The sequence below is a fragment of the Frankia sp. AvcI1 genome, from assembly GCF_001420875.1.
Classification (GTDB): Bacteria; Actinomycetota; Actinomycetes; order Frankiales; family Frankiaceae; genus Frankia; species Frankia alni.
On record NZ_LJFZ01000023.1, the window covers coordinates 110,240 to 123,732 of the forward strand.

Here is a 13,493-nt window from a genome sequence, read left to right on the forward strand (position 1 = left end):
GGCTGCCGAGCAGACGCGGCACGACTTCCCAGCATGCGAAGCCGAGCACGAGAGTGCCCACGACGAGCAGGTAGCCCTGCCATGTCCGCACATCACGGGTGATCATCGCTACGCCAACCGCAACAGACACGGCGAGGATGAGGCCGGCCAGTCCGACCATCGCCCGGATCACGAGACGGTCGGCGCCTGCCCCGAAGCCGGGTCGGATGCCGTATCCGAACCGATCCGCCAGGGCGAGAGGAAGGAGCGCCGTCACGACACCGGCACTCATGAGGAAGAGCGTCATACCCGGNGCGTCCTCGTCTGATGAGAGAAGCACGACGACCCCGAGTGCCACGCACAGGAGGCTAACGACGTAGGAACCGATCATCGTCGCCAACGAATCGCGATTGAGTGGCCGCACCCTGCCCCCTCGCCGGTTGCCTCCCGGATCGAGTGTCAGGTGGGAGCCGTGGCCGCCGTGGTTGATTCGGCAGATTCGTCGGCTCTGTGACTGTCCGGGCACGTCTGTCCTGCCACCCGCGGCGGAACCGGTGCTGGGCCTCGCCGGCAGCGGCATCTACTCCAGCCGGCGGTTCAGGAGTCCATGCCTTCGGGGTCACAGTTCCATTGATCGGCCAGCCAGGCGCGAACATCATCGGGCAGGTAGCGGACATGNCGACCGACCTTCGCATATGGCGGCCCGGTTCGAGAGAAGCGCCAGTGCTTGACGCAACCCTCGCTGACCCTGCAGAGGTTCGCGACGTCAGCGGTGGTCCAGAGTCCTTCGGCAAAGGACGGGACCGGCGGCGGTGCCGGCTCGGGTTGAACTGGCCGGGGGCGCATACGTCGACCGCCTCGGTCGAACCCTTGGGCTTCCCGGACGTCGCCTGGTTCCATGTTGGCCGGGGTTGCTGTCACGCGCTGGTTCCTCGGCGTCGCTCCCGCCGCACCTGCGCTCCGCAGGGCCAGCCGTTCCGCGCCTCCCGGGCCGGCTGGGTGCGTGCCGCCCGATCCACCGTCCGCGCCCAAGAGGCGTTGACAGCGGCGCGTCCCTGTAACGATCGAAGTTGAGGGTTCAAGGGGGCCATGCGCTGTGCCTACCCACCTGGAGGCTGATACCGCCGCTCGCTCCCGTGCCCTTCCTCCGGCCCTACGCGCGAGGCAAAGCCGCTACGGCTCGCGGGCACCGCCGATGCCCCGGATCCCTGCTGGAGCATCCCCAAGAGATCTGGAACCTGCTGGGGCGGCTACCTCGGCCAGTCGAAGGGGCCGAGCAGCGTCCGGACCGTCTGCTGCCGCTCNTCCCCGCTGCGAGTCTTCCCGAACGCCAGCTCGAAGTCGTCCCGGCAAACTGCGGCCCCGTTGATCAGAGTCCAGGCCGGCTTCCCTTCCAACCGCCTTGATCTGCGTCTTGCCNCGAACACCAGGCAGGCCGCGCAGACCAGATCCATCCGAACCCCCTTCGCGACGGTGGCAGCCGTTGTCGAGTCTGGGATACGCACGGCCGCGGCGGGTCGGAACGGCAAAGGTCGGCGGAATCCGTGACCACCGGATGGCGGCAGGCACGCTGACCACCCGCCCATCNCCCACCGGCTGATCAACCTTAATGCCCCCTGGATGCCTGCTCGACGGCAAGCCGATAGCCTCCGCGGCCGACGACCATCCAGGGGGGAACGTGCGTCGCCGCCTTCTACTGTTGCCCGCAGCCGGGCTACTCGCGGCGAGCATCGCCGGCTGCCAGCCGGCGCCCGTCATCCAAGCTGCAGCGACACCATCACCGACGACTTCGCCAGCATCGGTGNGCACGGCGTCGCCGGCACCGTCTGCACCAGCGCCTTCAGCCTCGCCCTCGCCATCGCCCACCGAGCTTGATCCGGAGACCGCCGGGAAGAACGGCCCGTTCACCTTGCCGCCGTCCCCGTGGCCGGTGGGGGTCCACTGCACCGAAGACCCCACAGTGACAATGGCTGGCCCCTACGGCGGGGNGTGGTGCGTCAACGGCACCTGGAACGGTCGGCCTCAACCGGCTGGATCCCAACCGGCACCATCGCCGCCTCGACCGTCGCCGACCCCAACCGGATCGCCGCGCCCTGGAGGAGCTGGTTCAACGGGTGTGGCTGCGCCTCCAACGGCTTCCCCGCCTGAGCCGGCGGCTTCTCCGGATGCGGAGTCCTCGCCGGTGGATTCCTCACCGACCCCTTTGGGGGTGTCCGGCTCTCCGTCAGCTTGACGGGAAGCCCGGCTGCTTGGACTTCAGGTCCGTCCGCGCGCCCTTTCCGGGCCGGTTGTCGAGCCAGTCGACGATCGTGGCGCGGCGCCAGCGGGGCCGGTCCGGGAAGGTCAGATCGTCGGGCGGGGGCATCCGGTTGGAGGCTCGCAGGGCGCGAAGGCTGTTCCGTTTGATCGGNGTTCCGCGCTGTTCGGTGAGGGTGACGATGTCGGCGTAGCCGAGTAGGTCGTCGGGGTTGTCGGCCATCCGAACATGGTAGCGACCCGCTACGTTGTTGGACTGTTGTCCCCAACTCGCATACCTAGTAGCGCATCGCTACTAGGTTAGATGGTGTCGGAACACCGGACACCAGGGGGCCAAGATGACCATCACCGCAGACACCGCCACCAGCACCAGCCCCGTCCGCGACCACGCCATCAGCGTCGAGACCGCCGCCGACGTCCTCGCGATTCAGCCGGCCACCGTCCGTCGATACCTGCGTTCCGGCCGTCTGGCCCGCCTCGCCGGCGCCGTGTCCGCCGACTCGGTGGCCGCCTACGTCGCCACCCGCGAAGACAACATCACCCGCAGCCGGTTCAAGCCCACCGCCGCCTACGGGCCCGACGGGCACATCGCCGCCGCGGCCGCCCTCTACTACCGCGCCGCCGCGATGGCCCGGCAGGCTGAGGCGTGGAAGAAGCTTGCGAAGACGGTCCTCGACCACGTTGCCGACGGCGTGTACGGCGGCTGGGACGTCGCACGGAAGCCGACGACGAAGAAGGTCCGGGACGGGAAGGCGATCGACGCCCGGTTCGCGCAACTCAAGGAACCGGTGCCGATGAAGGGCGTGGCGCCTTCCCTGGTCGTCACCCNCGCGGCCTGAGATGCGGGCAGATCATCCGCGTAATGGTCACTACGACCATTAGCTCCCATGCTGGACAGATGTCTTACCGCTTCTCTGCGACCGTCACCCGCTTCCGGGCGGCTGCCGCCCAGCGGCAGGNCGATTTCACCCGAGGCACCGCGGACGGTTTCCGCTGGGCCAAGGACACCGCCGCCCACCTCGACGATGTGATCCGCCTCGTCGGGTTCACCGGTCCGGCCGCTGGCAACGACCCGGTCGCGGACGCTGCCACGGCGATCGGCGCGACCGTGCCGACCGGTGAGGATTACACGTCGGGTTACCGCGGAGGATTCGTGCGGGGCGCCCGGGAGGTTCTCAATGCGGTGTCCGGCAGCGTCGGCCGGCTGACGTAGCCCACCGCTGTTGACCTTCGTGGCGCCGGGAAGGTCAACGTCAACCCTCCCTGGTCAAGCTGCCAGCGGGTCGAGGCAGCGAAAGGGATCCGCGGACGTGATGTCCACNAGTCCAGGTCGCATCACATCGGCGTTCCGGCGCTCGCCTGGTCGCTGATGCCGATGGCGACGCTCTCGCGCGCCACCGGAGCTGCAGCCGCCTACTCAGCGGCGCTGTCACCTGCGAGGTCTTCGCGGGCGAGAACGATCATCCGTCGGGCCTCCTCACCTTCGACGGCGTGACGCCACATTTCGTCCATCACATCCCGGTACAGTCTCGCTTCCGGCTCGTNCCCACGCGTTTCCCCCGTGAGTAGCTCCACCACGNCCAGGTCATCAATGAGCTGAAACCCGGTCACGGGCACGAGCGGCGGCCGGCGTCCCATCGGCAAAACACCGAACCGCACCCCAGGCATGCCGATCATCCCGTGCAGGCGGTCCAACTGGCCGGCCATCACCCCGGCCGCCGGCTGACAGTACAACGCCGGCTCCGCCAGCAGGAACTCCCAACTCCGCTCGCCGCCCGCATAGAGAAGCTGCTGCCGGCCCATCACCGCGGCCACCACCTGCTCGACCTGGCCGCCGTCTAGGCGACCAAGCCTGATTTGTTCGTCGACAACCGCACGCGCATAGCCGGCGGTTCGCAACAGCTCGGGAACTCGGGCGGACTCGAAGCAGCGGACGGTGGTTGCGGCGGCGAGAAGATGATCTCGGCAGGGGATAGTTGCATTGCGTTCGGCGCGGCGCCGATCGGTGATGCCGGCACGGATCCGCCGCCCTTCCTCGCGCAGCTCGAGTAGCGGCTGCAGCACNGCGGGTTCGCTGCCGCATGNAGCGACCCATGCTTCGACGTCGTCGCCGGTGGGCAGATGCAGGCCACGTTCGATCTTCGAAACCTTCCACGGTTTCCACCCGCAGACGTCGGCGAACGCCGACCCGGTCATCCCGGTGCCGCGTCGCAGGTCGCGTAGCCGGGTGGCGAGCCCGTCAGGCCGGGAAAGCCACTCCTCAAGATCCTTCATGCGCAGCCCCCACGGTCTTCAGACGATCGACGTGTCTCCCTCGAGATTGATATTCCACCCACCGATCGGGCGTCTCCCGATCTGCGATGTACCNCAACCCGGCACCGGGCTGGAAGACCACATAACCCNTCCCTCAGCCGCAGCGCGTGACCCCGCACACCGCATCCGCGGGGCCNCGTCGGCGGTGCGGGGTTTGCTGCGACCCCATACCGCAACCCCCGGCCGGCGAACCCCGCATCAACTCCGAACTCCGCACCGTCGAACCCCGTAAACCCGCAGGTCAACGAAACCCCTCATCCGACGAATCNCGCGACCCCGCACTCCGCATCGGCCGGACCCCGTACCGGCGAATGCCGTAACCCCGCACCGCCCGCATGCGCCGCAGACCCCACACCCCGCACCCGCACCCCGCACCACCGCATGCCGGACGGCTGGGATGCGCAGCGACGCACCGGGCGCAGCCCGGCGCAGCGAGGCAGTGCACCGCGGCGCAGCAGCGCACCGGCCGGTGCACCGGTGCAGCGCGGCGCATCGGGGCGGCGCACGGTGCGCAGCTTGTGGGATGCCGGTGCATGGCGGCGTCGACGCACCGCGGACGACGGGCGCATCAACCCCGGTGCATGGCCCTGCCGTGCCCCGGTCCGACGCACCGGGCGGCGCAAACCCGCAGGTCAACCTGGCAGTGCATGCACCGCACGCCACCGGCGCACCAGCGGCGCACTACATCCCTCTCTGCCCGTGCGGCGCATGCCGCACCGCACCGCAGCCCGGTGCACCGCACGGCACCCCGCAGCAGCGCACCGATGCGGCGCAGCGGCGCACCGCGACCGAGGCACGCCCCGCCGTTGCACCGCACGACCTGCCGGCCGATCTCGTCGCCGGTGCACCGCACCGCACCGGTGTTCACCGCCACACCGCACCAGCCGGCGGCGCAGCATGCCGGATGGTTGGACGCCGCAACGCCCGCAGCGCCGTACGGCCGTACGGACCGCACCGCACGGGCCGCAGCGCCGCACGGACCGCCGCACCGTACGGGCCGGCTACACAGGGCACCCCCGCACGGCCGCACCGCACGGCACCTTCGCGATACGGCCGCATGGCTGTGGGGCCGTACCGCCCGCAGCAGCGGGCCGTACGGCGGTGGCGGTGCGGACCGCACCGCATCGGACGCCGCATCACCGCAGGTCAGCGCCGATGGCCGTACGGAGGGCACCGCACGGCCGGACATCGCAACCCCGCCCGCCGCACCGCACCGCAGCACCGCACGAACCCTGAGGGATGCCGGCGCACGACTCTGCCACCGCATGCGACGCCGCACCGCACGAGCCCACAGCACCGTCGGCCAGCGCACCGTGCACCGCATATCCGCAGGCCAACCCGGCACCGCATGCGGTGGGCCTCGCGGACCGCAGCGCACCCGGCAGCCCTGCGGCGCCGCACCAACCACACCGCATGCGGCGGGCACCGCAGCGCCGCAGGCCGGCCGCCGCGGCGCCGCAAGCCGCAACCGCAGCACCGCAAGGCGCACCGCAGACCGCAGCGTCCCCCGCGCCGCAACCGCAGCAGGCCGCACCGCAGCACCGCAACCCGGCCGCAGCCGCACCGCAAACCGCAGGTGGACGCCGTTGCGGTGGGCTGCGGCGGCCCGCACCGCACACCGCAACCGGACCGCAGAGGCCGCGGCGCCGACCGCAACCGCAACACCGCAGGACACCGCAGCGGCACCGCAAACCAGCACCGCAACCGCCGCGCCGCAGCCCACCGCAGGGCCGCGGACCGCAGCACCGCAAAGCTCCGCAGCCGCACCGCAGGCGGTCGCAGCGCCGCAATGCGGCGCCGCAAAGGCCGCAGCCCCGCACCCGACCGCAACCACCGATTCGGTGAGGTGCGGTACGGATGCGGGGCTGCGGTTGCGGGGCTCGATGCTGCAGTTGACGGTGCTGGTTGCGGTGCCGCTGCGGCCTGCGGGGGGCCGCAGCGTCTCTATCCCACCCTCGGTGCGGCATACAACGCGACAGGGCGGTTGGCAGCATCCTCCCGCAGCTCCCGCGCTTCCTCGATGCCGTTGCGGCCGTTCGTGTACCGCTCGATGATCTCGCTGGTGATCTGCAGGACCGAGCGGCAGTCCGAATGCGAGAGCGTGTTACTGCGACGCGAGTAGCCGTTCTCGTGGGCGTCGACGTCACGGACCGAGGCGAANAGGCTGAAGACGACGCCCCCCAGATGCGACAGGATGGCCGCGCTGTCGGTGGACAGCCCCTCATCGTTGTTGCAATCCGACAGCGACTGAAGGAGAAAGTGGCCGACCTCGATGAACACCGAGGCCGTTTCCGCGAGCCTGACGTCGACGCGGGCCTGCTCCTGCTTGGACGTGTCGTCGGCCATCGTTTCCTCTCCGTTTGGGTTCGGCTCGGCCTCGCGGTCATGGCTGGTCACGGCAACGAGCGGGATCCGGGTTGCCGCTGTCGTGNGGGTCACGTGGGTCATCACTCCCCCTCCTTCCGGGCGGCGGCCATCTGGGCGTCGAGGTCGGCTTGGAGTTCGGTAAACCGCTCGTCGCAGACACGGGCGACGGCGATCAGGTGACGGATGTGCCCGGCCGCGATATCCACCGAGCCCGGCATGGTCAGCGCGGCCATCAGGCCGGGCATACGAACGCAAAGCGCCGACGAGGCGACCAGATGCGTTCCCCGCCAGTCCTGGCCGGCGACCCGGGCGCGGGCACGGGCCGTGTCGGCGGCGTTCGGTTCGATCTGGTCGGCGGTGAACAGCGGGTCGATGCGGTTCACCGTGCATCCCCAGTCCGGCCGTTGGGCAGCGCCGCGGCCAGTTCCTCGAAGACGCGGCGGGCCGCACGCATCGCCCGGATCGCCGCGGCGGCAGCCTGCATGTCACCGGACGTCAACGCGGCGGTCAGCGCGTGCACACGCACGGTGGACACCGACAGCTCCATCCGCAGCGCCCACAGATCGGAGCAGTCGGCGAACGCGGCCCGCGCGTAGGCGATGTCCTGCTCGGTCAGTTCCAGGTCGGCGGCGGGGATCATCGGGGTGGCCCTCACCGGTTGTTCTCCTTCGTGATGACCGGCCGGTGGTCGTGGGAGTGNCCGGCGTTGAGGGCCTGGTCGCGTGTCATCGCCGCGAACAGGGCGCGAGCCGCACGCACGTCGTCGCTGTCCCTGCGGCCGTTCAGCGCATCGGTGAGNGCCGCGTGCAGGGTGCCAGCGACCAGCTCCCATCGGGTGACCGTGTCACCCGCCGGCTCGGCGGCGGACAGCATGGCCTTGGCGTCGTCCACCTCAGCGTCGGTCGGCGAGGACACCTTCTCTGCGACCGCGGTGACCGTGTCGCTGTCGTCGCGGTCCAAGACGAAGATGAGCTGAACCGATTCGTCGCCCGTGCAGTCCCAACCTTGGTGGCCGGCGACGAGCATTGCCGCGTCGGGAACGTCGGCGAGGGCTTCGCGCAGCACATCGACGCCGNTGCCCGATCCTGCGCGAGAGGCGTGGACGCGGTCGTGGGGGATCACCACGGACAGCAGCCGCGCTTCCGGGTAGTCGCGGGGAACGTCGCAGACGCGGTGGAACACGTCGGTGTGACCGCCGAGCGGCTGGTGGGAGCAGCGGTGCGGCAGTTCACGCCACGAGATTTCGACCGGGCCGCGGTGGTCGTGCAGATCGGGCACGTCGAGGGTGGCCGGGATCGTGCGCCGCGCCGCCGGTGGGGTCGGCTGGTGCCGCGGGGTGCTGCTCGGCTGCCCGTCGGGGGCAGGGCGGGGGTTCGTAAGCATGCGGGGGGCGGCGGCTGTGGCGCGGGGGGTTCCGCGGGGAGTGTAGGTGCGGGCGGTAGCGGCGCTGGGAGCGGTCATCGCGGCTTCCTGTCGAATCGTGATCGAAGCTGGGGCCGAGGCGGGGCGCCCGGACTTGCGGCGCCCCGCCGACGGGTGGTTCAGAAGACGGCCGGGTGATCTCGGTCGTCGATGCCTCTGTGCAAGGCGAAAATGAGGCGAATGGTGTGGTGGTCCGGCGCGATCGCGGCGGGGGTGAAGCCCCCGATGAGCACGTAGCCGGTGGGCAGATGGGATGGGAGAGCGGCGACGAGGCGCCGTCCCACGCTGACGTTGCCGGCCGGCACGTCGACCGCGACGAGGTGGGCGCCGCGGACTGCGGGCGGCATGGCCGGCTGCCGGCTGTCGCGGGCCCACAGGTCGCGCCACCGGACCGGGCGGAGCAGGGGGGCGGCCGTGGCCGTCGAATAGACGACGGTCGCCATTTCAGGCGCCTTCGCTGGNGGCAATCAGGGCGCCGATGGCGAGGGCAATCCCGTGCTCGTAGCCGGAAACGGCGACTTTGCTGACGGCGCGGAGGCGACCCGGGGCATTGCCGCCGGTTCCGGACCGCAGCTCGGCGAGGCTTGGCAGCGTGCCGTCCTCGGGGCGGTCATGGTGGNAGGNGATGAGGTGCGCGATGTCGTCACGGGCGGCGAGGACACCGACTCGGTAGGCGGCGGTCACGGTGCGCAGGGCGGGGTTCGCTGCTGCGGCGGCGATGGCGTCGACGCGGGCGAGTTCGGCCTCGAGTCGGGCGCGGGCGGTGTGCATGACGGCTCTGATCCGCCGGTCCATCTCGACGAGGTCGGGGTGGGACTGGTGAATGATCGCTTCGGGGTTGTCGATCGGGTCGCATCGGTGCTTGCGGGGCTGTCCGTCGTTGCGGGTGTGGATGTCGAGGCCGCACCGGCCACAGACCACCTCGGGGCCCCATCCGGGGCGGCGGTTCTTCGCGTTCTCGGCGCGGATCCGGTGGATCTCCCCGGAGGCGAACGATGCGATGTCACGCTCGCGCTGGTCGGGCCGGTTTTCGCACCAGGTGGCGATGAAGTCGGCGCGGTGGGCGAACAGGCCGTCGTCCCAGGTGTCGAGGGCAGCGAGGTCGGGGTGGTGGGCGATTGCACGGTCGGGCAGAATGTTTGCCACGGNCGGGCTCCTGTCATCAGCAGGTGTTCTGATCTGGGCCCTGGCTGGAGTTGCCTCTCCGGCCGGGGCCGTTTCGTTTTCGGGTGTTGCCTACGAGTGGTCGGGGATCCCGCTACCAGCACCGGCGAGGATCGCTGTGATGTCGGCGTGCCTGTATCGGCGGTGCCCGGAGGGCAGCGTGACCGCGGAGATCGTTCCGGCGCGGGCCCAGCGGGCGAGCGTTGTCGCGCTGATGCGCAGTGCGGTCCGCGCTTCCCCGGGCTTCAGCAGGCCGTCGACACGTGGTGGGGCCGCATCGATCTGCACCTTGATCGTTTCCTCCTTTGGCTGATGTGGTCGATATGGCCGATGTGGCGAGGAGAACCGTACGAGAAGACGGTCTAGACCGTCAAGACCATTGCTCGGATCCGTGACCGGCGACGGTCCGACCAACACGACTGTCTAGACCACAGGCGGTAACGTTGCGCTGTGACCCCGGATGAGCGGCGCCGCCGCTACGAGCGGATCGAAGCCGACCTGCGGNAGCGGATCGCCTCCGGCGACCTCGCCGAGGGCGCGAAGCTACCAAGCGAAAAAACGCTCGCGGAGCAGTGGAAGACCACCAGGCCGACAGTCCGGCAGGCACTCGCGGTGCTGCAGGCGGACGGGCTGATCGACCGGCGCCCACCGTTCGGAACGTTCGTCCGGCGTCCCCCCGCCGTGACCATCCAATGGGCCACCGACCGGTACCAGCGCCGTCCGGACGGGCCGACGTCACCGTTCGCGCGGGACGCCGAACAGGTTCAGGCCACGCCAATTTGGCGGTGGGTGACCCGCCGGGAACGCGCCGAACCGGACGTTGCGGCCCGGCTCGGGATCGAACCCGGCGATCACGTCATGCGGACCGAGTACGTGTTTCTCGCCGATGGGGAACCCACTCAGGCATCCGTGAGCTGGGAGCCGTTCAAGCTCGTCGGTGGCACGCCGATCGAGGAACCCGAAGGCGGCGAGGGCCCGGCCGGTGTCGTAGCCCGGTTCGACTCGATCGGCATGCACATCGACGCGGTAACGGAGGTCGTCCGGGCGCGGCCGGCGACGGACAGCGAGCGGCAGGCGCTCAGCCTTGCGTCCGNCTCATGGGTGCAGCTCGTCGAGCGGACCCACCTGGCAGGTGAGCTGCCAGTGGAGACGGNCGACATCGTGCNCCCGGCAGACCAGGCGGCCCGCGGCTACCGCATCCCAGTCCACTAACAGCACCCCAGGCAAGATCGGAGCGTGCCGCTACCCTGACCCCATCACGAAGGGGGATCACATGGGGACACGATGGGCGTTACCGGCGCTGCTCGTCGCGATCGGGCTCGCGGGGTGCGGGGCAAGAACTGACACGCAGGCGGCATCGGCCGCGCGGCCGTCGACAAGCCCAACCACCACGCCGACTATCACAGCTACGTCTGTTCTCGACTTCCATGGCAGCGAGGCGTGTCGTGGCGTCGCGATGGCGGCGCAGATACCCTCACCGTCGGCCGGAGGCGAACCGACTGAGGAGAGTCTCAGGTACCAGCAGATCATCCTGGCGAGCGATTTCCAGTCGCTGCAGTCGAAGACCCCGGGATTTGGCGTGGCGTGGGCAGGGCTGACCGCGCCGACGGGCACCGTGGCGGGGCTGCGGGCTCGGCGGGTGCTGTGCGAGAGCTACGGATGGACGCCGCAGCCGTAGGCGATGGGTCAGACGAGCGCGCGGAACTGGACGCGGCCGGAGCTGTCGCACGATCGGCAGCCTCGGTTCACCACCTTCGGCAGGCCGTTGGTACGGGAGCGGAGTTGCCACACCTGCGCCCGGCCGTCGCATTNGCGGCACAGCATGGTCAGCCGCACGGCAGGTCGTCGAGGGCNCCGCTTTTCATGGCGGCGAGGACCTGGTCCCAGATCTCGCGTGGGAAGCGGTGGCGTTTCCGGTAGTAGTTGACGCTGAGGACGACGTCTCCGCCTATGCGGCCGGCCTGGCCGCTGTGGATGCCCCGGTGGTAGACGGTCCACGGGCCGTCGTCGGAATCGGGGTGGACGACGGTTCCCAGCCGGTTCAGCTCGCCCGCGCGGACGGCATCGAGGAGGGGAAGCCACTCCTCGTTGGTGTAGAACGTGCCGCGGGTCTCGCCGGCGTAGGTGTAGCGGATGTGGACGTGGGGGCCGTCCCGGCCGAACTCGATTGCCGGGGCGCAGACCGGCCGCTGCCACATCAAAGAAAACTCCATCGTCATTCGCCTCCTATACGATGCGGCACCGCCCGCACCGGCTCACGACGCGGGCGGGACGGCCCCGGTGAGGCGGCGGCCATGACGGGCTGATTCAGCGGCGGCGACAAGCTGCTCGAGTTCACCGGCGAGTCCGGCGGGCACGCGGTCGGCGGTCGCGGCGTGGAAGGCCCGGAAGTAGGGCACGAGCGCGAGGAACGCGATTCGGCTTGCCCAGTAGTCGCGCAGGTCGGCGGCTGCGAGCGCCCCGGCCAGCACATACCGCACGCTGACAATCTTGTCTGCGGTGAGGGCAGCGGCGACGCCGGCGGGCAGCCGATCGAGGCGGCGGAGCGCGGCGGCCGGGTCGGTGCGGTACAGGTCCATCGCGGTGTGCTCGTCGTGGATTGCCCACAGTGCGATCAGCGTGTTCGTGCCGCATCGGCCGCCGACTTCGGCATCGACGACGTCGGCACGGGCGTAGTCGGGAACGTCGTGCAGCAGCACCGCGGCAAGCAGATCGGCCGGCACGTCGGGCATGCGCCGGCCCAGGGTGAGCGCCACCCGGACGGCATGCCCCAACGCTGGCGCGCCGTCGATCACATGCCCGNCGCACCAGCGGCGGGCGATGTCGAGTGCCGCGGCGACGATCCGCGGACGGGGCGCGGTGAGAATGGACCGCCGAGTCGGGCGGGCGGATGGTGATGATGGGCGGGTGACTTCCGACATGGATCATCCTTGGGGCGAGGACGAGCTGTGCGCGGTCTGCCCGGGACAGGTCCACGACCCGGGCGGGTTCGACATCGTCGACGGGCCAGNNCCCGGCAGCCGGTACGACACGACAGCCGGCTACCGGCGTGATCTGGACAGTGGGATGCCTGTCTGCATCCATCCACACAAGATCGGTTTCCCGGTCGGCCGGTACGCCTCCGCAGGGCAACGCTGGCCCGCGGAGGCCGAACCGGCAGCGCACCCGGGGCCGATGCCNGACGATCCGGATGCGCTCGCCGGGTGGATGACGGCGCTGGTCCGGCACACCGACGTCGACGCGGTGGCTGAGGTGCTCGCCGACGCCGANCGGTCCGCGGCGCAGCGGTTTCCGTCCGGCCTGGTGGTGGACGCCCTGCGGGTCGCCCNGGCGGAGGTCTAGCGGCCGAAGGTGAAAAAGTGCGCCCGGCCGCCGCGCTGCACACCGATCGACTCGTAATGCTCGAAGAGGATGCCGAGGCGACGCTGGGTCTCCTGTTGGCCGATCCAGTAGCGGCGCGGCAGCTCACCCCAGCCGGCGGCCCGGTACACCTCGTCGGTGTAACCGTTCTCGTCGTAGACGAACCGCTCCGCGTCGGTCGAGTGGATGAATGTCAGCGAAAGATCAGCCTGGATTCGGGTGAGGATCGTGAACTGCGCGGTCAGCGCGTGGACCATCTCGTCGACCGGCGCGGACACGTCCAACTCGGCGGCCCGCTCGTCCCCGGTGAGCTCGAACACNGCGGCCTTCATCGCCATCGTGCGCAGCGCCTCGACGAACAGGTGCGNCCCGTCGGCGTCGAGGTCCCACTCGGCGATCAGCGGGTAGCCGGTGAACGTCGCCCAGCACGTCGGGTACTGCAGGGTGCTCGAGCGCAGCCGGTCGAACCCCGGGTGGGCCTCGATCGCGTCGAGGATCACCGCGGCACGCTCGCCGGCAGTGTGCGGGCTCGGTAGGTCGACGAGTGCCACGGCGGCCTGAGGCGGGGCCGGGGCGGTCGTGGCCGTGTTCTCGTGGTTCATGGCCGGGTCTCCTTTTCGATGGGTGGGTTG

General features: G+C 70.2%; 6 protein-coding genes and 1 pseudogene. All 7 read right to left on the minus strand.

The window, feature by feature from the left end:
• Window positions 1–2,203: 2,203 nt before the first annotated feature.
• Window positions 2,204–2,389, minus strand: a 186-nt coding sequence (locus UK94_RS21870; protein WP_313949569.1) for a MarR family transcriptional regulator, incomplete at its 5' end; no start/stop codon positions are given.
• Window positions 2,390–6,492: 4,103 nt separating this feature from the next.
• On the minus strand, window positions 6,493–6,708 hold a 216-nt coding region (locus UK94_RS61365), incomplete at its 5' end, for a hypothetical protein (protein WP_235489158.1).
• Window positions 6,709–6,995: 287 nt separating this feature from the next.
• Window positions 6,996–7,298: a hypothetical protein gene (locus tag UK94_RS21895; protein ID WP_055751333.1), complete on the minus strand. Its 303-nt coding sequence runs from the start codon at window positions 7,296–7,298 to the stop codon at window positions 6,996–6,998.
• Window positions 7,295–7,570, minus strand: a complete 276-nt coding sequence (locus UK94_RS21900; RefSeq protein ID WP_157734391.1) for a hypothetical protein — start codon at window positions 7,568–7,570, stop codon at window positions 7,295–7,297. The genes UK94_RS21895 and UK94_RS21900 overlap by 4 nt, the downstream gene beginning before the upstream one ends.
• 886 nt (window positions 7,571–8,456) lie before the next feature.
• On the minus strand, window positions 8,457–8,798 hold a 342-nt coding region (locus tag UK94_RS21910; protein ID WP_235489160.1), incomplete at its 5' end, for a hypothetical protein.
• Between the two features lie 775 nt (window positions 8,799–9,573).
• Window positions 9,574–9,789 (minus strand): helix-turn-helix domain-containing protein, encoded by a 216-nt coding sequence (locus tag UK94_RS21920; RefSeq protein ID WP_055751338.1) that lies wholly within the window; start codon window positions 9,787–9,789, stop codon window positions 9,574–9,576.
• 3,050 nt (window positions 9,790–12,839) lie between these two features.
• Window positions 12,840–13,181, minus strand: a pseudogene (locus UK94_RS21950) (hypothetical protein); the annotation flags it as partial.
• Window positions 13,182–13,493 lie beyond the last annotated feature (312 nt).